Here is a 19679-nt window from a genome sequence, read left to right as displayed (position 1 = left end):
TCCTGCGGCATCATGCGCCGCCGTAACGCAACCACAGGCGTGCGTTGGTCTCGTTGTCGAACACCCGGGCCTCCAGGCCGACCTCCCGGGCGTAGATCTCGCAGTGTTCGACGCTCTGCAAGCCGAGCGGCTTGACGTGGGCGATCCGCACCGTCTCCAGGCCCTGCTGCCGGGTTCCGTCCACCAGCGACTGCCACTCCCCGGCCGTGAGCGCCGGCCCCTGCAACTCATCGACCAGCAGCAGTCCGCCGGGCTTGCGCGCCTGCACCTCGGCCAGGATCTGCCGCCAGTAGTCGACGGTCGCGGCGTACGACCCGGCGCCGGTCACGCGGACGCGCAACAGCGGGCCGCTGGACTCGAATTCGATCCTGTATCCAGCGCAATCCCCGGGGTCGCCTGCCTTCATGCGAGGGCGGCCTCGATGTCCCGGGCCATGGATTCGGGCTTGTCGGTCGGCGCATAGCGCTTGAGCACGCGGCCATCGCGGCCGACCAGGAACTTGGTGAAGTTCCACTTGATGGCATCAATGCCCAGCAGCCCGCCCTTCTCGTCCTTGAGCCATTGCCAAAGAGGATGCGCGCCGGCGCCATTGACCTCGATCTTGGCGAACATCGGGAAGTCGACATCGTAGGTCAGCGAACAGAAGTTCTTGATCTCGGCGGCATCGCCCGGCTCCTGGTGGCCGAACTGGTCGCAGGGGAAGCCAAGCACCACCAGGCCGCGCCCGCGATAGTCGCGCCACAGCCGTTCCAGCCCCGCGTACTGGGGGGTAAACCCGCACCTGGACGCGACGTTGACGATCAGCAGGACCTTGCCCTGGTACTGCGACAGCGCCTGCGGCTGGCCGTCGATGTCGGTGGCGCTGAAGTCGTAGGCAGTGGTCATGGGCTCTCCGTGGCATCGCGGTTGCCGCCGGATTATGCCCCGGCGGCGGAAGCACGTGCCATGGAAAACGCCGCCATCCGGGACGGCGTTTTCGCGATGCACCGGCGCCCGACATCGCCGCTGCGACGCTGCTCCAGCGTCGTGCGGCCCGCCCGGCGGATCAGTTCGGCCTGGACACCTGCTTGACGACCTCGGCGGTCTTCTCGTCGCGGCCACTCAAGGCCACGTCGGCCTGCGACACGATGCCGCAGAGGCGACCCTGCGCATCGACCACCGGCACCCGCCGCACCTGACCGGCCTCCATCGCCGCGCAGCAATCGGCCAGCGTGCTGTCCGCGGCAACCGACTTCACCGGCGTGCTCATGCAATCACCGGCACTGCAGCTTGCCGGGTCCTTGCCGCCGGCGACGGCACGGGTGGCGATGTCGCGATCTGTGACCACGCCCAGCAACTGCCGCTGGTCGTCGACCACCGGGATCAGGCCGCAATCGTTGTCCAGCATCATCTTCGCCACTTCCCGCAACGGCGTGTCGCGGCTGCAGCACGCGGGATTGGCGGTCATCACGGTGTTCAACTCCATGGTCTGCTCCTGGCGTGGGGGGAAGCCCAGCCTGCCCCGCGCGCGGTTCTGGCGGCGTGAACCCAACCCGCCGACCCCTGGCCGCCGCGTTGGCAGTACCTTCGCCATGGGCTCGATGCCGCGACATCGGCTAGGCTGGCGGCTTGCCTCCGAGGGATTGCCCGCATGAACCATCCGCTTGCCCTGGCCGTGGCCCTGGCCCTGGCCGCCGCCGCGCCGGCCCACGCCGCCGCTTCCTCCCCCGCACCGGACCAGCCCGTGTCCAGCACCCCGCAATCGTCCAACCCGTTCTTCGCCGAGAGCCCGCTGCCGCTGCAGTACCCGCAGTTCGACAAGATCCAGGCCAGCGATTTCGGCCCCGCATTCGATCGCGGCATGGCCGAGCAGCGGCAGGAATTCGACGCCATCGCCGCCAGCGACGCCGCGCCGACCTTCGATAACACGATCCTGGCGATGGAACGTTCCGGCCAGGTGCTGTCGCGCGCACGCTACGTGTTCGGCAACCTCACCAGCGCCGACACCAGCGACACGCTGGACAAGCTCGACGCCCAATACTCGCCCAGGTTCGCGGCGCACCGCGACGCCCTGTACCTCAACCCGAAGCTGTTCGCGCGGGTCAAGGCGCTGTACGACAGCCGCGGCACCCTCGGCCTCGACGCCCAGGACGCGCGCCTGGTTGAGCGCTACTACACCGATTTCGTCCGCGCCGGCGCCAACCTGACGCCGCAACAGCAGGAACGGGTCAAGGCGATCAATGCCGAACTGGCGACGCTGACGACGAAGTTCAGCCAGGACGTGCTCGCCGAGCGCAATGATTCCGCGATCGTGGTCGACAGCCGCGACGAACTGTCCGGCATGACCGACGACCAGGTCAACGCCGCCGCCGAAGCCGCCAAGGCCAAGGGCCTGGACGGCAAGTTCCTGATCCCGTTGCTCAACACCACCGGCCAGCCCACCGAGGCGCAGCTCGACAATCGCGCCCTGCGCGAGCGCATCCATCGCGCCTCGGTCGCGCGCGGCAGCCGCGGCAACCAGTGGGACACGCGCGCGGCGGTGTCGCAGGTGACCAGGCTGCGCGCCGAGCGCGCGAAGATCATGGGTTACCCGAACTACGCCGCGTTCGCGGTCGCCGAGGAAACCGCGAAGACGCCGGAAGCCATCAACGCCATGCTCGAAAAGCTGGCGCCAATCGCCGTCGCCAACGCGCGCCGCGAAGGCTCGGTGCTGCAGGCGATGATCGACAGCGAGCAGAAGGCCAAGGGCCAGCCGAGCTTCCAGCTGCAGCCGTGGGACTGGGCCTACTACACCGAAAAGGTGCGCAAGGCGCAGTACGACTACGACGAGTCGCAGATCAAGCCCTACCTCGAACTGGACAACGTCCTGGAGAACGGCGTGTTCTTCGCCGCCGGCAAGCTGTACGGCCTGAAGTTCAAGCGTCGCACGGACCTGCCGGTGTACCAGCCCGACGTGCGCGTCTACGACGTGTCCAACGAGGATGGTTCGCAGCTCGCGCTGGTGCTGGTGGACCCGTACGCGCGCCCGACCAAGCAGGGCGGCGCGTGGATGAGCTCCTACGTCGACCAGTCCGACCTGATGGGCACCAAGCCGGTCGTCGCGCTGCACCTCAACGTCACCAAGCCGGCGGCAGGCAAGCCCGCGCTGATGACCTGGGACGACGCCAACACCGCCTTCCACGAATTCGGCCACGTCCTGCACGGCATGTTCTCGGACGTGAAGTACCCCTACTTCTCCGGCACCAACGTGCCGCGCGACTTCGTCGAGTTCCCCTCGCAGGTCAACGAGATGTGGATGGACGACCCGGTGGTGCTGGCCAATTACGCCAGGCACTGGCAGACCGGCGAGCCGATGCCCAAGGCGCTGCTGGACAAGGTGATGGCGGCCTCCAAGTTCAACGAAGGTTTTGCCACCACCGAGTACCTGGGCGCGGCGATGCTCGACCAGAAGTGGCACCAGGTCGCCGCCGACCAGCTGCCCGACGCCGCCGGGGTGATGGATTACGAAGCCGCCGCGCTCAAGTCCGTCGGCCTGGACTACGCCCCGGTGCCGCCGCGCTACCGCACCCCGTATTTCAGCCACATCATGGGCGGTTACGCGGCCGGCTACTACGCCTACATCTGGTCGGAGGTGCTGGATGCCGACACCGCGAAGTGGATCCGCGAGCACGGCGGCCTGACGCGGGAGAACGGCAACCGCTTCCGCGACATGATCCTGTCACGCGGCGGCAGCCAGGATGCGCTGGAACTGTTCAAGGCCTTCTATGGCGCCGACCCGGAGATCGCGCCGCTGCTGGAGCGCCGTGGCCTGGTTGCGGAAGGCGGCGACGACGCGGCCAAGCCCGACACAGGCCCGGTTCCGCCGAAGCCGTAAGCCACGGGATACGCCCCAAGCGAGCCGCCCGGAGCGATCCGGGCGGCTTTTTCTCCGGTCGACGACCAAACCCGTCCAGCGCCGGCGCATCAATCCAGCGCGACCAGCTCCTGCTGCGTGGCCTGCGCCCAGCCATCCCAGGGATCCTTGCGCAGGCTCGCGGCGCGGCGTTGCGCGCGTGGCAGCGGATAGTCGGCGCCGGATTTCGTGCGTCCCAATTCGGACCAGGCCAGCGGCATCGCCACGCCTGCCTCCTTGCGCGCGCGCAGCGACCAGCTGGCGACGCTGGTGGCGCCGCGGCCGTTGCGCAACCAGTCGATGAAGATCACACCGCGGCGCTTGGCCTTGCTTGCGGTGGCGACGTACTTGTCCGGCGCCTGGGTGGCCATCGCATCGGCGAAGGCTTCGCAGAAGGCCTTGGCCGTCCCCCAGTCCGGGCCCGGCGCGATCGGCACCACCACGTGCAGGCCCTTGCCCCCGGACAGGCGCACGAAGCTCTGCATCCCGATCTCCTGCAGCCGCGCGCGCACGTCGCGGGCGGCCGCGACGATCGCCTTCCAGTCCACCCCTTCACCGGGATCCAGGTCGAACACCAGGCGGTCGGGGTGTTCGACATCCCCGATCCGCGCGCCCCAGGGATGCAGCTCCAGCGTGTTCATCTGTACCAGGTCGAGCACGCCCTCGATGTCGTCGACGTAGAGGTAGTCGTCGCTGCCGCCATTCTTTTCGCGGATCGGCACTGCATGCACGGCCGCACCGAGGGTCCCGGCGTGGTGCTTCTGGAAGAAGCACTGGCCCTTGAGCCCGTCCGGGCAACGCAGCAGCGACAACGGGCGTCGCACCAGCTCCGGCAGCAGCCAGGGCGTCACCGCGCGGTAGTAGTCGGCGACCTGCTGCTTGCTGAGGCCGAGTTCCGGATACACCACCTTGCCGGGGCTGGTCAGCCGCTGCGCCGGGGCACTCTGGTCGCCGATGTCGTCCATGGTCTTGTCCTCCCGCAATCGCTGGAAACTCGCCTGCCGCAGCAGCCCTTCCTTGCCCCAGCCGCGGAACGCCAGCTCGGCGACCAGGCGTGGCTCGACCCAGGTCACGTCGCGCGGCCTGAAGGGCACGTGGGCCGGCAATGTCACCGTCGGCGGCGTGCGCGCCAGCGGCTGCAATCGCGCCAGCAACGAACGCAGTTGCGCATCATCGAAGCCGGTGCCGACGCGGCCGACGTATTTCAGCGCGCCGTGCTCGCGGGTCGCCATCAGCAGCGAGCCGAAGCCGGTACGCGAGCGCTTGGGCGCGGTGAAGCCGACGATCACGAATTCGTCGGACTGCGCGTGCTTGGTCTTGAGCCAGGTCGCCGACCTTCCGGGCGTGTAGTGCGCGCCCAGCGCCTTGCTGATGATGCCTTCCATGCCCTGCGTGGCACTGGCGGCGAACACTTTCGGTCCGTGGCCGACGATGTGCCTACTGTAGGCCAGCACCGGATCGGCCCCTTCCAGCAGGCTCTCCAGCAGCGCCTTGCGCTCGTCCAGCGGGACCGCCATCAGGTCGCTGCCGGCCAGGGACGGGAGGTCGAACAGCATGTAGCGCAGCACGCCGCGGGCACTGCCCTGGATGGTCCGCTGCAACAAGGCGAAGTCGTCGCCGCCTTTGGGATCGAGCGCGATCAGCTCCCCGTCGAAGCTGCCTTCGGCCACCCCCAGCCGCTCCAGCGCGACCACGATCTCCGGATAGTCCGCGGTCCAGTCGAGCCCATTGCGGGAAAGCAAACGCGCCTTGCCGGCGACGACTTCCGCCAGCAAGCGGTAGCCATCCCACTTGAGTTCATGGAGCCAGTCGTCTCCTTGCGGCGGGGCCTGGCGCAAGGTCGCCAGCTGAGGCGCCGGCGCCTTCCAGTTGCGGTTCCTGGCACGGGCGCCGGGCAATGCCGCGGCCCGCCCGGCCCAGTCCGGGCGCGATGCCCGCGAGCGCCTCGCCGGGGCAGCGCCGGCATGCTTGCCGGGCTTGGCCCTGGGCGGCCGGGGAGTCGCGGCAGTTCCATTGCCGCCCTTGGCGCCGGCAGCCCCGGGGGCGCCGACACCGGCTACCAGGTCGTCGGCCTCGGCATCGCGTGCCCATGCATCATCGCGCTTGAGCAGCAACCATTGCGGCTTGCCGCTGCGCCGCTGTTGCGTGCGCACCAGCTTCCAGGCGCCGTGCAGCTTGTCGCCATGCAGTTCGAAATCGATCTTGCCGGCCGCCAGCCCCGCCAGCGGGTCGCCTTCCGCGTTCCATACGCCACGGTCGAAGATGTCGACGTGGCCGGCGCCGTAATGGCCCTTGGGAATGTCGCCCGAAAATCCCGCATAACCCAGCGGATGGTCCTCGACCTCGACCGCCAGGCGCTTCTCGCCCGCGCGCAGCGAAGGCCCCTTGGGCACCGCCCAGCTCTTCAGCGTGCCGTCCATCTCCAGGCGGAAGTCGTAATGCCGCGCGCGTGCGTGGTGCAGCTGCACGACGAAGATCGGGCGTCGCCCGCGCTTGCCGGGACGCGTGTCGTCGAATGGTTCCGGCGTTTCCCCGGCGCGGCGCTTGCGTGCGTACTCGCGAAGGCTCATCGCCACCGCCCGTCAGGCGCGCTTGCGCGAGGCGGACCTGGCAGCCCCCTTGGCCGCGGCCTTCTTCGCTGCCTTCTTCGCGGTTTTCCGGGGCGCCTTCTTCGCCGGCGCAGTCTTGGAGGCCGCCTTCCGGGCCGGGGTGCGCTTGTTGCGGTCGATGCTCTGCTGCAACAGCGCCATGAAGTCGACCACGTTGGTGGTCGCGCCCTCGCCCACTTCCGGTTCCTCCTCCTCGCGCTTGACCACGCCATCCGCCTTCATCCGCTGCTGGATCACCTTGTGCAGGCGTTCGCGGAACTCGTCACGGTACTGGTCCGGCTCCCATTTCGTGGACATGGTTTCGATCAACTGCTCGGAGAATTCCTGTTCCTTCGCGGTGATCCGGTAGTCCCCGCGGGCGCCCTCCGGGATGTTGTATTCGTCGACGTCCACCAGTTCCTGCGGGTAGCGCATCATCAGCAGGACCAGCGCGTACCCCTGCGGCATCACCGCGCACAGGTGCTCGCGGGTCCGGATCACCACCCGCGCGATCCCGATCTTGCCGGTGCCCTGCAGCGCCTCGCGCAGCAGCACGTAACCCTTTTCCGCCTTCTTCGCCGGCACCAGCACGTAAGGCTTCTCGAAATACTGCGGCCCGATCGCGCCGGCATCGACGAAGCCCTCGACCTCGATCGCGTCGTGGCTCTCCGGCGCCGCCGACTTGATGTCCTCGGGCTCCAGCACGACATAGCTGCCCTTGTCGTATTCGAAGGCCTTGACGATGTCCTTCCACGGCACTTCGTCGCCGGTCTCGGCGTTGACGCGCTCGTAACGCACCGGCGCGTTGTTGCGGGAATCGAGCATGCGGAAGGAGATGTCGGTACGGCGCTCGCCGGCCATCAGCGAGACCGGGATGTTGAGCAGCCCGAACGAAAGCGTACCGGTCCAGACGGGGCGTGCCATGGTGGCCTCCTGGGGCGGGGCACGCCGGCGCGCGATGCCGGCATGCGGCGCACGAGTATTGGCGGCGGGGCGTGATGCGGTTGTCGACCGCCGGGCGCGGAGCGGGTGGCAGGAAAGCAAAACGCCGCCTTGCGGCGGCGTCGATCCTGATGAGCCTGCGGGGGCGCTCAGAACACCGGGGCGTCGTCTCGCAGGTGGTCCTCGCGCTCCAGCTTGGCGCACTGCCAGGCCGCATGGGCGTGGCCGCGCACGTCCGCCCAGGCCAGCGGCGAATTGCCACGCACCGCGCGCCAGTCGCCCGCCATGTGCGGTTCCACCTCGCCCCAGGGCTGGCCCGGGTACAGGTCGGTCGCTTCCTCGCCGAAGATGCGCGCACGGGTGCGGCCTTCGTCGTGGTCGACTTCGGGGGCGTGGTGCAGGTGGACGAGCATCGCGTCTTCTCCGGTGATGGCGCCGCCATTAGCGCAGGCACCGCGTTCGCGCCCGGTGAAGGGGATGTTCAACGGCCGTGACGCGGTCGCCGTCGACGCGCATTCAGCGCGGCGCGTCGTACCCGCCAGGGACGCCGTGCGGCGACATCACCAGCTGCCACAACTGCGCGCGGCGTGCGCGGAAGGTCGCCATCGACGCGGCCAGGTAGAACCGCCACATGCGGCGGAAGCGCTCGTCGTAGCGCGGCGGCAGCCTGTCCCAGGCGGCTTCGATGTTGTCGCGCCAGGCCTGCAGGGTGCGGTCGTAGTCGGTACCGAAGCCGTGCCAGTCCTCGGTCACGAACAGGCCTTCGCTGGCGCTGGCGATCTGCGCAGCCGACGGCAGCATCGAGTTGGGGAAGATGTGGCGGGCGATCCATGGGTCGGTGTGCCGCAACGAGACGTTGCTGCCGATGCAGTGCAGCAGGAACAGGCCGCCGCCGGTGGCCTCGTCGTTGCGCAGGCAGCGGCGCGCGACTTCGAAGTACGCGCGGTAGTTCTTCGCGCCGACGTGCTCGAACATGCCGATCGAAAAGATGCGGTCGAAGCTGCTGTCGGCGGTGTCGCCCGCGAGCGCACGGTAATCCTGCAGGCGGATGTCCACCGGCAGGCCGGCACACAGCTTGCGGGCGTAATCGGCCTGTTCGCGCGAAATGGTGACGCCGACGCCCTCCACGCCATGGTGCTGCGCCGCGTACTTGAGCGCCTCGCCCCAGCCGCAACCGATGTCGAGAACGCGCATGCCCGGGCGCAGGCCGAGCTTGCGGCAGACAAGGTCGAGCTTGGCTTCCTGCGCGTCGTCGAGGCCGTCGGCCTGGCGCCAGTAGCCGCAACTGTAAACCAGGCGCTTGCCCAGCATCGCCTCGAACAGCTCGTTGCCGAGGTCGTAATGGCGCTCGCCCACGGCCAGCGCGCGGCGCCCGGCCTGCAGGTTGAGCAGCCAGGCGCGGAGATCGTCCAGGCGCGAGCGCAGGCCGTGAACGCGCTCGTCGACGCCATGGCGCAGCAGCCGGTACAACATTCCATCCAGCGAGCCGACCTGCCACCAGCCGTCCATGTACGAGTCGCCGAGGCCGAGGGAGCCTTCGCGCAGCACGCGCCCGTAGAAGTGGTCGTCCAGGATCCGCGGGTCGCACTCGCCCGGGCCGTCGGGTTGCACGCCCGCTGCCTGCATCAGCCCGGTCACGCGCTGCCGCAAGGGATGGATCGCCATCGTCGCCCCCTCCACGCCGCCGCGGGCACGGCCCGCCGTTCAACCCCCTTCGAACAGACCGCGGTATCTGGCCGCCACCTTGGGCAGCAGCACCGCGGCCGGGACCTCGACCGTCTGCACGCCGTCCGCGTATGGGCCGACCTGGTAGGGCGGGAACACGAACCGCAGCCCCACTATCTTGCCACCAGCGCCCAACACCGGCTCGAACTGGGCGAAGTTGGCCGGATCCGGCGTGGTCCCCTCGTCGATCATCTGCGAGGCGTTCTTGACGATCTGCGCACGCTCGGCCGGCGGCGGCGCGTCCGCGTCCACCCGTTGCGACAGCGCGGACAGCAGCTGCTCGCGGACGTAACCGGCGATGTCGCGCCAGGCTTGCGGGTCGGGAATCAGTTCCGTGGCGGTAAGTTGCCGGTCCTGCTGCGGCAACCATACGAAGCGCGCCAGCAGCGGGTTGCCGTGGGCGCCGCCGGTGTAACTGCTGCCATCCGCAGCGATCGCGACCAGTTGCGGGGTGACGACCAGTTCGCTGAAGGCCAGCGACAGGTCGTAGGGGGCGGTCGGCTTCTGGGAACCCAGGCCCGCGACCGCCTGCATCAGTTCGCCCCGGGCCGCGTCGGCATAGGCCTTCAGCGCCGCCGCCAGCCCCGGATACCGCTTGGCGACGGGCGGGTAACTGATGCCGATGAGGTAGCTCGGGTCGCGCTCGACCACGTCCTGCAGCGGCGGCGCCGCGACCGCGGGCGTGGCGGCCGCATCCGCGGAAGCGGCGGGTGTCGTCGACGCGGGCGCCGCATCACGCTGGCAGGCGGGCAGCGCCAGAAGCAACAGGCAGGACAGGCAGGCGATGCGAAACATGGCGGGCTCCTTTCCCGGCACGGACCGCGATCACGATAGGGACGATGGCGTGATGCCTGAATGCACGCCAGAGCTGCTGCCCGCGCAAAAGAAAAACCCGGCCGGAGCCGGGTTTCTCGTTACAGCAATGTGGCGGCTGTGATTACAGCGCCTGGACTTCGTCCGCCTGCAGGCCCTTCTGGCCCTGCACGACCTTGAACGAGACCTTCTGGCCTTCCTGCAGCGACTTGAAGCCGGTGCCCTGGATGGAACGGAAGTGCACGAACAGGTCCGCACCCGACTCCGGGGTGATGAAGCCGAAGCCCTTGGCGTCGTTGAACCACTTGACGGTACCGGTCTGACGATCCGACATGTCTAACTCCTTGAAACGTTGTGTTGATTTGGCACGGAACGCGACACGCGGACCGAGACTGTCGAGCAAGGGGTATAGACGCGACGATGTAGCGGATCGTTTGGATCAACCGCATCGGGCCACGATGTACCGTGATCCCGCTTTGAACAGTGGGCGCACCTTAACCTACTTTTGGCCAAAAGTGTGAATGGGCGGCGTACGGCCCCCGGCCCCGCCCTGGACCGGCTACCAGTCGCTGCGCTGCGGCAAAAGCCCATGCAATTCGGCATCGGTCAGGTTGCGCCAGCGGCCAGGCTTGAGGTGGCCCAGCCGGACGTTGCCGATCCGCACCCGGACCAGCTGCTTCACCCGGTGGCCGAAGTGCGCCGCCATCAGTCGGATCTGCCGGTTCAGCCCCTGCACCAGCACGATCCTGAAGCCGTAGGGGCCGAGCTTGCCGGTCTTGCACGGCAGGGTCGCCTTCTCGTGCACCGGGATCCCGCCGCGGGCCATGGCGCGCAGGAACGGCTCGTCGACCGGGTGGTTGATCGCCACCAGGTATTCCTTCTCCAGCTTGTTCTCGGCGCGCAGGATCTCGTTGACGATGTCGCCGTTGCTGGTCAGCAGGATCAGGCCTTCGGACTCCTTGTCCAGGCGGCCGATCGGGAAGATCCGCTGCTCGTGGCCGACGAGGTCGACGATGTTGCCCCGCACCGCGGCTTCCGTGGTGCAGGTGATCCCCACCGGCTTGTTGAGCGCGATGTAGACATGGCGGCGCTGGCCCTTGGCCGCGCTGCGCGGCCGCAGCGCCTGGCCGTCGATCCGGACCTCGTCGCCCTCGCCCACTTCGGCCCCGACCCGGGCACGCTGGCCGTTGACGGTGACCCGGCCTTCGGCGACCAGCCGGTCGGCCTCGCGCCGCGAACAGTGGCCGCTGTCGCTGATGTGCTTGTTGAGGCGCATGTGCCGGGAACCGACGGTCAGGGCGCGCAATTCTACGCGGCCGGCGAAGGGTCCCCCGGCTCAGGTCCACGGACTCGATCGCGCTCCCGGTCCGCCCCGTGCATCGCCTCTGGAGTGGCAGCACCCGGCGCGCGGGTCGCCCGCTGCTCAGGCACGCAGGTCGTCGTACTCGGGATGGCGACCCATCCAGGCCTCGGCATAGGAACACGCCGGCCGCACCCGCAATCGCCCCGCGCGCGCGTATTCCAGCGCGGTACGCACGAGTTCCCCGGCGATGCCGCGGCCGCCGATCGCCTCGGGGACGATGGTGTGGGTGATGGCAAGGACATCCCCGGCCACGGTGTAATCGAGCCGGGCTTCGTGTCCGTCGCGCCGGGCCACGAATCGTTTCCGGGCCTCATCGTGGGCGACCGGGGAAGGGATGGAGGAATCGGCAGGCATGGCAGTCCCCCGCATCAGCGCTGGTCGCGCTTGCCCTGGTCATGGCGGTCCCGGGTGCTGATGGCGCCCTGGATCGCCTCCATCCGGCTTTCGCCGGCGTGCAACTCCCCGGCCCGATCCTGGGCTTCGGCGGACTGGAAACCGGCCGCATGCGGCAACTGGTCGGGCTGGCGGTCGAGCGCCTGCCATGCCGGCGGCTGGCGATCGTGCGCCTGCTTGGCTTCCAGCAGCTTGCGGGTGTTGGCCAGCGCCTGCTTCGGGGTGATCTTGCGCGGCGCGGCGGTGGTCTTCGATCCCGAGGACTTGCCGGCGGACCTGGCTGCCGGCGGTTGCGGAGGGGTTTTCGCCGCAACGGTTTTTTTCGCAGGCGCTTTCCTGGCAGGTGCTTTCCTTGCCGGCACGGCCGCGCGCGATGCCGATTCCTGCACCGCCTTCCCTGCGGCGGACTTGGCGACGGATTTTTTCGCCTTCGAAGGCGCTGCGGTTTTGCCGACAGCCGGCCGCACGGACCTTGCCGCCGTCGTCCTTGCGTCCTTGGTTGTTCTGTTCGCCGGCTTCACGGCCTTGCCGGCCCTGGAATTCGCGGCCACCTGCGTTGCGGCGGACTTCGCGGCGGGCTTCGACGCGCTCTTGCTGGCGGCGGTCTTCCGGGTTGCCGTCTTGGCCGTCCCGCCACCCTTCAATGGAATCCGTGCGCTTGCCATGCCGCCTCCACCACCGCGCGGCCCAGGCCGCAATGACGGTCTGGATAGCACACCCGATCTTCAGGCCGGGTGAGCATCGGCGGCGACCGCGCCGCAGCTCAGCCGAACGACGGATGCAGCAACCGATCCACGAAGGCCGCGCCCACGCGCGGCTCCATCAGCAACGTGAACGCGATGCCATAGGCCGCGCCCCAGAGGTGGGCGCTGTGGTTGACGTTGTCCTGGCCGTGCTTGTCCATCCACACGGAGTAACCGACATAGAGCGCGCCGTACACGATCGCCGGCACCGGCACGAAGAACACGAAGATCAGCGACCACGGCTGCACCAGGATGAAGGTGAACAGCACCGCCGAGACCGCACCGGAAGCGCCGAGGCTGCGGTAGCGCGTATCGCCCACGTGGCGCAGGTAGGTGGGCAGGATCGCAATCACTATCGCCGACAGGTAGAACAGCACGAACCCGACCCGGCCGATGTAGGGCACGAACCACTGCTCCACCAGTCGCCCGAAGAAGTACAGCGTGATCATGTTGAACAGCAGGTGCTGGAAATCGGCGTGGATGAAGCCGTGCGTGACCAACCGGTCGTACTGGTGCTGGCGCGCGATCGCCGGTGGCCACAGGACCAGGCGGTCGAGCAGGCGCGGGTTGTTGAACGCCAGCCACGACACCAGCACGGTGGCGGCGATGATCAGCACGGTCAGCGACAGCGACATCCGTCAGCCTCCGGCCGCCTTCAGCCGCAGGCCTATGGCTTCCGCCCGCAGCGCGGCGGTTTCCGCGTTGCGTGCCTTGAGCGCGGAAGCGACGTCGGCGGGCAGGCCTGCGTAGGGATCGCCGATCTGTGCCCTCAGCGCACTGCTGTTGCCTTCCATCTTGCGGAAGCCTTCCAGCAGGTCGGCCTTGGACTGGATTTCGTCGATGCGGTCCTTGACGAATCCATAGCGCGCCGGCGATAGCCGGGAGGCCTGCACGCCGGCTTCGTCGATGCCCTCGGCGGTCATCGCGAACAGTGCCTGGATTTCGGCGTCGCTGTCGTTGGCGGCGCGCGCCTGCTCGATCTTTCGATACTCCGCCTTCAGCATTTCGACCTCGCTGCCCATGCCGCGGACGTAGGCGTCGATGTCGGCGACCTGCAACGGCGCGTCGGTCGCGGCCGCGGGCGCGGCTTCCGGCGCGGCTTTTGCCGCGGGCGCCGATGCGGCGCCTGGCCGTGGCTTGGCGGCCGCGTCCGCCGCCTCGGTTCCGGCGGTGTCGGCGGGCTGGCCGCCACAGGCCGCCAGCCCCAGCACGGCGGCGGCAAGGATCCAGTACTTCATCGTCGTTCTCCCCATTCTGGCCGTCGCGGGTCGTCAGCCCGCCGGCCGGTAATTGTCCTGCATCGGATAGCGCCGCGCATAAAGCGCGAACGCCAGCGCTGCGGCGAACGCGAACGCGGCGAAGAAGAACATCAGGAAGGCGTTCTCGCTCCAGCCCGTGGTGGCGATGCGCGCAGTCACCGCGTCGTTGCGCACTGCGACATTCGTCAGCAGCACCCACAGGCTGCCGAAGGTGCTGGCCAGGTACCAGAAGGCCATGATCACGCCCTTCATGGAACCCTTGGCCTGGCTGTAGGCGAACTCCAGCGCGGTCGCCGAGACCAGGACCTCGCCGAAGGTCAGCAGCGTGTACGGCAGCGCCTGCCACGCCAGCGAGGTCACCGCGCCGCTGTCGATCTGCAGCTGGATCAGCCCGGCCACGATCCAGGCGATGCCCGAGAACGCGATGCCCCAACCCATCCGCCGCAGCGCGGTCGGCTCGTAGCCCAGCCGGCGCAGCGCCGGGTACAGCACCATGTTGTTGAAGGGGATCAACAGCATCACCAGCAACGGGTTCAGCGCCTGCATCTGCGCCGCCTCGCGCACCAGCCAGCTCGGCCACCACCAGCTGTGGTGCGGCACCGCCATGTCGCGGCCCTGGATCACCCAGGTACTGGCCTTCTGGTCGAAGAGCGACCAGAACGGCGTGGTCAGCGCGAACACGATGATGATGCGCAGCACCGCACGCACGCTGTCGACGGCGGCGGCATCGTGGCGGCCGCGGGCGCGCTCGAGCTGCATCGACACGCCAATGCCGCCGCAGGCGATCAGCGCGCCCAGCACCAGGCACGCGGTAATCACGAAATGGAAGCCCGCGGGCCAGAACGGCACCGCGAGGCCCGCCCACGCATGCAGGCCCCAGGCCAGCAGCATCGCCGCGGCCAGGACCACCCCGGCGACGGCCACGACCAGCCCCGGCCGCCCCTGCCCCGGCGCGTGCGACAGCAGCGCGGTGCGCGCGACGTTGTAGAACGAATCGGGATCCTCGCCGCGGCTCGGCGGCACCCGCACGTACTGCCTGCGGCCCATCCAGAAGACCAAGGTGGCGATGAACATGAGCACGCCGGGAATGCCGAAGGCGATCGAGGGGCCCAGTTCGCGCAGGAACAGCGGCATCAGCAGCGACGCGAAGAAGCTGCCGAAATTAATCGTCCAGTAGAAGAAGTCGAAGACGACCTTGGCCAGCGACTTGTTGGCCTGGGTGAACTGGTCGCCGACGAAGGACACCACCAGCGGCTTGATCCCGCCCGACCCCAGCGCGATCAGGAACAGGCCGGTGTAGAAGCCCTGGCGGTTGTCCTCGAACAGCGCCAGGCAGGCATGGCCGGCGCAATAGACCAGGGAGAACCACAGCACCGTGTCGTACTTGCCGAAGAACCGGTCCGACAGCCAGCCGCCGAGCAACGGGAAGAAGTACACGCCGATGACGAAGCTGTGGAAGATGTCCTTGGCCGCGCCCTCGCGATCGGCTTCCGGGATGTAGGCCAAGATCACGCTGCTGATCAGGAACTGCACCAGGATGTTGCGCATCCCGTAGAAGCTGAAGCGCTCGCAGGCCTCGTTGCCGATGATGTAGGGCACCTGGCGCGGCAGGCGCGCGAGCGTGGCGGCGCTCAATTCCAGGCCTCCAGGCCCTCGGACGCGCACAGCGCGGCGTACGACGGCCGCGCCTTCATCCGCTGCGCCAGCGCGGCCAGGTGCGGCCACTGCGTCGCCGGCTTCGGCATGTTGCGCGACCAGCGCATCAACATCGCCAGGTAGAAGTCGGCGGCGCTCACGGCATCGCCCAGCAGGAACGGTCCGCCCGCCGCGAGCCGCGCATCGATGCGCTGCCATGCCGCCTCGATCCGGGGCGCCACGTGCGCGCGCACGCCGTCGGAGAACTCGGCGCCGGCCGGTTCGTGCGGATACCACCAGATCCGGAACAGCGGCTGCACCGCATTGGCCAGGTGGAACATCCACTGCACGTACCGCGCCCGGCTCGGATCGTCGAATTCCGGCGCCAGGCCAGCCTGCGGATGGCGGTCGGCCAGGGTCATCGCCAGCGCCGCGGCCTCGGCCATCGGCTCGCCATCGAGCACCAGCGTCGGCACCACGCCGTCCGGATTGAGCGCGAGGTAGTCGGGGTGCTTCTGGGCACCGGTCGCGGTATCGACCAGCTGCAACTCGTGCGGGTGCCCGCATTCGATCAGCAGCCAGTGCACGAGCATGCTCGCGGCGCCGGGCGCGTAGTACAACCGGTCGATGGATTGTTCCAAGATGGCTTGCTCCGACATGGCTTCCAGCGCGGACTATGCCAGCCGCGGGCATTCGCTACCATGCGGCGGTCGTTCTCCCGGAAGCCATCGCATGCCACGCCCCGTCCATCTCGCCGCCGCACTCGCCGCCCTGCTCACCGCGGCGGCCCCCATGGCCATGGCCACGGCGGCGCCTGCCAGCCCCTCCGCCTTGACGACGGTCGCCGAGCGTTCCGGATTCACCAGGACCGGCCGCTACGACGAGGTGATCGCACTCTGCGACGCCTTCGCGCGCGCCTACCCGGATGCGGTGCGCTGCAGCGAGTTCGGCACCACCCCGGAAGGCCGGCCGATGAAGCTGCTGGTCGCGACCCGCAGCGGTGCGTTCACCCCGGAAGCCGCGAAGGCCGCTGGCGTACCTGTGCTGCTGGTGCAGGGTGGCATCCACGCCGGCGAGATCGACGGCAAGGACGCTGGCTTCCTCGCGCTGCGCCAGGCCCTGGACGGCGAAGCCGCCGCCGGCGACCTGGCCAGGCAGGTGCTGCTGTTCGTGCCGGTGTTCAACGTCGACGGCCACGAGCGCTTCGGCGCATGGAACCGCCCCAACCAGCGCGGCCCCGAGCAGATGGGCTGGCGCACCACCGCGCAGAACTACAACCTCAACCGCGACTACGTGAAGGCCGACGCGCCGGAAATGCATGCGATGCTGGCGCTGGTCGAAGCCTGGGATCCGCTTGCCTACGTGGACCTGCACGTCACCGACGGCGCCAAGTTCCAGCACGACGTCTCGGTGCAGGTCGAACCGCTGCACGCCGGCGACGAGGCGTTGCGCAAGGCCGGCACCGCGCTGCGCGACGGCGTGATCGAGCGCCTGGACGCGCAGGGCTCGATGGCGCTGCCCTTCTACCCCTCGTTCGTGGAATTCGACAACCCGGCGTCCGGCTTCGAGGATGGCGTGTCGACGCCGCGCTTCTCCAACGGCTACTTCCAGCTGCGCAACCGCTTCGGGATGCTGGTCGAGACGCATTCGTGGAAAGGCTATCCGACCCGGGTGCGCATCACCCGCAACGCGATCATCGCCCTGCTCGACCTGGTGGCGGCCAACGGCAGCCACTGGCTCGCCCTCGCCCACGACGCCGACGCACGTGCGCGGCAGCTGGGCGGCACGCCGGTTCCGCTGGACTGGAAGGTCGCCGGCACCGCACGCGCCATCGATTTCCAGGGCTATGCATACACGCGGACGCCATCGGACGTGTCCGGCGCGCTGATGACGCGCTACGACGAGACCAAGCCGGTAACCTGGCAGGTGCCGCTGCGCGACCATATCGTTCCGGACCACGTCGTCGTCGCACCGCGCGCCGGCTACCTCGTGCCGGCCGCGCACGCGGACTGGGTCGGCAGGAAGCTGCGACAGCACGGCATCGCCTTCCGCCGCCTCGACCACGGGCTTGCCGATGCCGCGCTGCAGGCGTTCCGGCCCGACCGCACCGAGTTCGGCAAGCAGTCGTTCGAGGGCCACCAGCGGCTGACGGTTGCGGGCGACTGGAAGCCCGAGGCACGGGACGTCGCCGCCGGCGCGCTGTTCGTGCCGATCGCGCAACCCAGGGCCCGGCTGGTGATGGCACTGCTGGAACCGCAGGCCCCGGACTCGCTGCTGGGCTGGGGCGAGTTCAACAACGCCTTCGAGCAGAAGGAATACATGGAGCCCTATGTCGCCGAGGAAATCGCGCGCGACATGCTGGCGAAGGATCCAAAGCTGAAGGCCGCGTTCGAGCAGCGGCTGAAGGGCGATCCCGCGTTCGCGGCCGATCCGCGGGCACGCCTGGACTTCTTCTATCGGCGGCACTCGTCCTACGACGACCGCTACAACCTGTACCCGGTACTGCGTACCGATACCGTGCCGGAGTGACGACCGGCAGCCGCCGCTCTTCGGCTGCAACCCGCCCTCACGCCGCGTTGAAGCCGCGTTCCTATGCTCGGGGCCCTTCCCGGGGAACACCGCCATGCGCATCGCCAGGATCCTGCCGTATCTGGTCGCCGTAACGCTCGCTGCATGCCAGCCCGGGGCGCCTGCCGGCGCGGGCGCTGCGGTCCCGCCAGCGCAGGCCCCAACGGACGGGATGCGGGCGCCTCGCCACGCCGACCAGGGGCCGCCCCCCGCCAGTCCGTCGCCGCAGCCGCAGCCCACCACGGCCGGCGCCACGATGCACTGGCAGTGCGGCGAACTGCTGGTCGATGCGGACGCCGAGGGCGATGCCGTGCGCCTGCATTTTTCCGGCCGCGAACTGCGGCTGCCGCACGTGGAATCACTGACCGGCACGCGCCACGCCGACGCCGCCGGAAACGAGTTCATGCGCCAGGGCGATGGCGCCATCCTGATCCTGGCGGGCGAAGAACAGCGCGACTGCAGCCCCGGCGATCGCGCTTCGCCGTGGACCGACGCGGCCGCGCGCGGCATCGCCTACCGCGCGGTCGGCAGCGAGCCGGGCTGGCTGGTGGAGGTCGGAGGTGGCGACGCTCCGCGCCTGCATGCCGTGCTCGATTACGGCGAACGCACGCTGGACATCCCCCGCGCCACCGGCATCAGCAGCACGCCCGGCTATGGTGGCAAGCTGTCCGACGGCACCGACGTCGTCCTGCGCACCAGGCGCGAACCCTGCCGCGACGGCATGAGCGGCGAGGCGTTCGAAACCGGCGCCGAGCTGACCGTCGGCGACAAGGTGTATCGCGGCTGCGGGGCATACCTGGGCGATTGACGCCGGCGACGCCTCTATCGACCCGCCCAGGCCGGTCGTGCGGTTGCGCCGCCGCACCGCTCAGTGGTGCTTGAAGTACTGCACTTCGCGTTCGTGCTTCTCGGCTTTCTCGCGGGTTGGGAAGGTACCGAGATTGCGGCGCTTGCCGGTCCGGGGATCGGGTTTGCGTGAGTACAGGCGGTATCCGCCCGATGGCAGCTTGCGGATCATCGCGGTCTCCATCCAGTGGGGCGCCGCCATGCCAGCACGGGGGCGATGAAGGACGTGGCAAGCGCGATGTGCGGGGGCGTTCAGCAGTTCTCGTATTTCCAGTTGCGACGCTTGCCCTCTGCCAGCCATTCGACCGCCTGGGCCAGCCGTTTCGCGCGGGTGTCCTCGCGCTTGGCCCCCACCAGCCAGTCGATGTATTCGCGTTGCTGGCCCGGCGGGAAGGCCTTGAACGTGGCGGCGGCGGCCTTGTTCTTCCGCAACGCCGCGGCAAGGTCGTCGGGGGCGGCCGGCGGCGGCCTGGGGCTGGTGGCCTTGCGCGCGCCTGGCGTCTTCACCCCTTGCTCGTTGAGTGCCATCGCCTTGCCGATCAATGCGAGCAGTTCCTTCTTCGCCGGCAGGTCCTTGACCGAGGCCATCCTGCCGAAGCTGCCCATGCCGTCGCGCTCGACGCCCTCGCCCATCACCAGCGCATGCTTCCAGAAGCCGAAGGACACGTGCTGCTTGAACGCCGCCATGCTGCACAGGATGCCGCCAGCGTGCATGAAGCACGGCATGCTCCATTTGATCGTTTCTTCGGCGCCCGGGCAGGCTTCGTGGACGATGGCGCGCAGCTTCCCCAGGATCGGCTGCGCGAAAGGGGCGGCGCCGGCGATGTAGGCATCGATGCGCGGATCCTGGCTGGGCATGGCAGGCACTCCGTTCTGGCCGCTGCCGCGTTGTAGCGCGCAATGGGCGCGGCGTGAAGTGCCGTTGCTACCCTG

The 19679-nt window shown here is 68.9% G+C and carries 22 protein-coding genes; 4 read left to right on the top strand and 18 right to left on the bottom strand.

All coding sequences use genetic code 11. The features are described from left to right. Positions 1-10: 10 nt before the first annotated feature. The 3 genes from MQC88_RS01325 to MQC88_RS01315 form a co-directional block, all read right to left on the bottom strand. Complete coding sequence (locus tag MQC88_RS01325) at positions 11-406, bottom strand: hypothetical protein (protein WP_243318516.1); 396 nt, start codon at positions 404-406, stop codon at positions 11-13. Next, positions 403-885 carry a glutathione peroxidase gene (locus tag MQC88_RS01320; protein ID WP_243318513.1) on the bottom strand — a complete coding sequence of 161 codons (483 nt, stop codon included), beginning with the start codon at positions 883-885 and terminating at the stop codon, positions 403-405. The genes MQC88_RS01325 and MQC88_RS01320 overlap by 4 nt, the downstream gene beginning before the upstream one ends. Before the next feature lie 160 nt (positions 886-1045). Next, the gene (locus tag MQC88_RS01315; protein ID WP_243318511.1) at positions 1046-1465 is read right to left on the bottom strand and encodes a CBS domain-containing protein; all 420 of its coding nucleotides are present in this window, start codon (positions 1463-1465) and stop codon (positions 1046-1048) included. 165 nt (positions 1466-1630) lie between these two features. Here MQC88_RS01315 and MQC88_RS01310 point away from each other — a divergent pair, with 165 nt between their 5' ends. Then, the gene (locus tag MQC88_RS01310; RefSeq protein WP_243318509.1) at positions 1631-3853 is read left to right on the top strand and encodes a M3 family metallopeptidase; all 2223 of its coding nucleotides are present in this window, start codon (positions 1631-1633) and stop codon (positions 3851-3853) included. 89 nt (positions 3854-3942) lie between these two features. Here MQC88_RS01310 and ligD read toward each other — a convergent pair whose 3' ends face one another. The 9 genes from ligD to MQC88_RS01265 form a co-directional block, all read right to left on the bottom strand. Next, positions 3943-6441, bottom strand: coding sequence for a DNA ligase D (gene ligD, locus MQC88_RS01305; RefSeq protein ID WP_243318507.1), 2499 nt, complete (start codon positions 6439-6441; stop codon positions 3943-3945). A 12-nt stretch (positions 6442-6453) separates the two neighbouring features. After that, positions 6454-7383 (bottom strand): non-homologous end joining protein Ku, encoded by a 930-nt coding sequence (ku, locus tag MQC88_RS01300; protein WP_243318505.1) that lies wholly within the window; start codon positions 7381-7383, stop codon positions 6454-6456. 167 nt (positions 7384-7550) lie between these two features. Next, a complete protein-coding gene (locus tag MQC88_RS01295; RefSeq protein ID WP_243318503.1) occupies positions 7551-7814 on the bottom strand; it encodes a hypothetical protein in 264 nt (87 codons plus the stop codon). A gap of 103 nt (positions 7815-7917) precedes the next feature. Then, positions 7918-9066, bottom strand: coding sequence for a cyclopropane fatty acyl phospholipid synthase (gene cfa / locus MQC88_RS01290; RefSeq protein ID WP_243318500.1), 1149 nt, complete (start codon positions 9064-9066; stop codon positions 7918-7920). A 39-nt stretch (positions 9067-9105) separates the two neighbouring features. Further along, on the bottom strand, positions 9106-9921 hold the full coding sequence (locus tag MQC88_RS01285) for a DUF3298 and DUF4163 domain-containing protein (RefSeq protein WP_243318498.1): 816 nt from the start codon (positions 9919-9921) through the stop codon (positions 9106-9108). A 142-nt stretch (positions 9922-10063) separates the two neighbouring features. Beyond that, on the bottom strand, positions 10064-10273 hold the full coding sequence (locus MQC88_RS01280; protein WP_117203630.1) for a cold-shock protein: 210 nt from the start codon (positions 10271-10273) through the stop codon (positions 10064-10066). A 225-nt stretch (positions 10274-10498) separates the two neighbouring features. Next, positions 10499-11215: a pseudouridine synthase gene (locus tag MQC88_RS01275; RefSeq protein WP_243318496.1), complete on the bottom strand. Its 717-nt coding sequence runs from the start codon at positions 11213-11215 to the stop codon at positions 10499-10501. 147 nt (positions 11216-11362) lie between these two features. Then, positions 11363-11596, bottom strand: coding sequence for a GNAT family N-acetyltransferase (locus MQC88_RS01270; RefSeq protein WP_425491514.1), 234 nt, complete (start codon positions 11594-11596; stop codon positions 11363-11365). 74 nt (positions 11597-11670) lie between these two features. Then, entirely contained in the window at positions 11671-12057 is a 387-nt protein-coding gene (locus MQC88_RS01265; RefSeq protein ID WP_243318492.1) for a hypothetical protein, read from the bottom strand. Positions 12058-12103: 46 nt separating this feature from the next. Between MQC88_RS01265 and MQC88_RS01260 the strand changes: the two genes are divergently transcribed. Then, positions 12104-12433 carry a hypothetical protein gene (locus MQC88_RS01260; protein ID WP_243318490.1) on the top strand — a complete coding sequence of 110 codons (330 nt, stop codon included), beginning with the start codon at positions 12104-12106 and terminating at the stop codon, positions 12431-12433. Positions 12434-12458: 25 nt separating this feature from the next. Here MQC88_RS01260 and MQC88_RS01255 read toward each other — a convergent pair whose 3' ends face one another. From MQC88_RS01255 to MQC88_RS01240, 4 genes are read right to left on the bottom strand one after another with little or no spacing between them, the layout of a single operon-like run. After that, positions 12459-13073 (bottom strand): rhomboid family intramembrane serine protease, encoded by a 615-nt coding sequence (locus tag MQC88_RS01255; RefSeq protein WP_243318488.1) that lies wholly within the window; start codon positions 13071-13073, stop codon positions 12459-12461. A 3-nt stretch (positions 13074-13076) separates the two neighbouring features. Continuing rightward, positions 13077-13676 carry a hypothetical protein gene (locus MQC88_RS01250; protein WP_243318486.1) on the bottom strand — a complete coding sequence of 200 codons (600 nt, stop codon included), beginning with the start codon at positions 13674-13676 and terminating at the stop codon, positions 13077-13079. Between the two features lie 33 nt (positions 13677-13709). Continuing rightward, positions 13710-15332 carry a POT-type proton-dependent oligopeptide transporter gene (locus MQC88_RS01245; RefSeq protein WP_243318485.1) on the bottom strand — a complete coding sequence of 541 codons (1623 nt, stop codon included), beginning with the start codon at positions 15330-15332 and terminating at the stop codon, positions 13710-13712. Then, the gene (locus tag MQC88_RS01240; protein ID WP_256451729.1) at positions 15329-15973 is read right to left on the bottom strand and encodes a glutathione S-transferase family protein; all 645 of its coding nucleotides are present in this window, start codon (positions 15971-15973) and stop codon (positions 15329-15331) included. The genes MQC88_RS01245 and MQC88_RS01240 overlap by 4 nt, the downstream gene beginning before the upstream one ends. A gap of 91 nt (positions 15974-16064) precedes the next feature. Here MQC88_RS01240 and MQC88_RS01235 point away from each other — a divergent pair, with 91 nt between their 5' ends. Beyond that, positions 16065-17861, top strand: a complete 1797-nt coding sequence (locus tag MQC88_RS01235) for a M14 family metallopeptidase (RefSeq protein WP_243318483.1) — start codon at positions 16065-16067, stop codon at positions 17859-17861. Between the two features lie 211 nt (positions 17862-18072). Next, positions 18073-18708 (top strand): hypothetical protein, encoded by a 636-nt coding sequence (locus MQC88_RS01230; RefSeq protein ID WP_243318481.1) that lies wholly within the window; start codon positions 18073-18075, stop codon positions 18706-18708. A gap of 60 nt (positions 18709-18768) precedes the next feature. Here MQC88_RS01230 and MQC88_RS01225 read toward each other — a convergent pair whose 3' ends face one another. Further along, on the bottom strand, positions 18769-18918 hold the full coding sequence (locus MQC88_RS01225) for a hypothetical protein (protein WP_243318479.1): 150 nt from the start codon (positions 18916-18918) through the stop codon (positions 18769-18771). An 80-nt stretch (positions 18919-18998) separates the two neighbouring features. After that, positions 18999-19604, bottom strand: coding sequence for a YdeI/OmpD-associated family protein (locus MQC88_RS01220; RefSeq protein WP_243318477.1), 606 nt, complete (start codon positions 19602-19604; stop codon positions 18999-19001). Positions 19605-19679: the final 75 nt, after the last annotated feature.

Origin of the sequence: Cognatiluteimonas sedimenti (assembly GCF_022808325.1) — a bacterium.
GTDB classification, from domain to species: domain Bacteria; phylum Pseudomonadota; class Gammaproteobacteria; order Xanthomonadales; family Xanthomonadaceae; genus Cognatiluteimonas; species Cognatiluteimonas sedimenti.
This window is presented reverse-complemented; position numbering and strand designations above follow the sequence as displayed.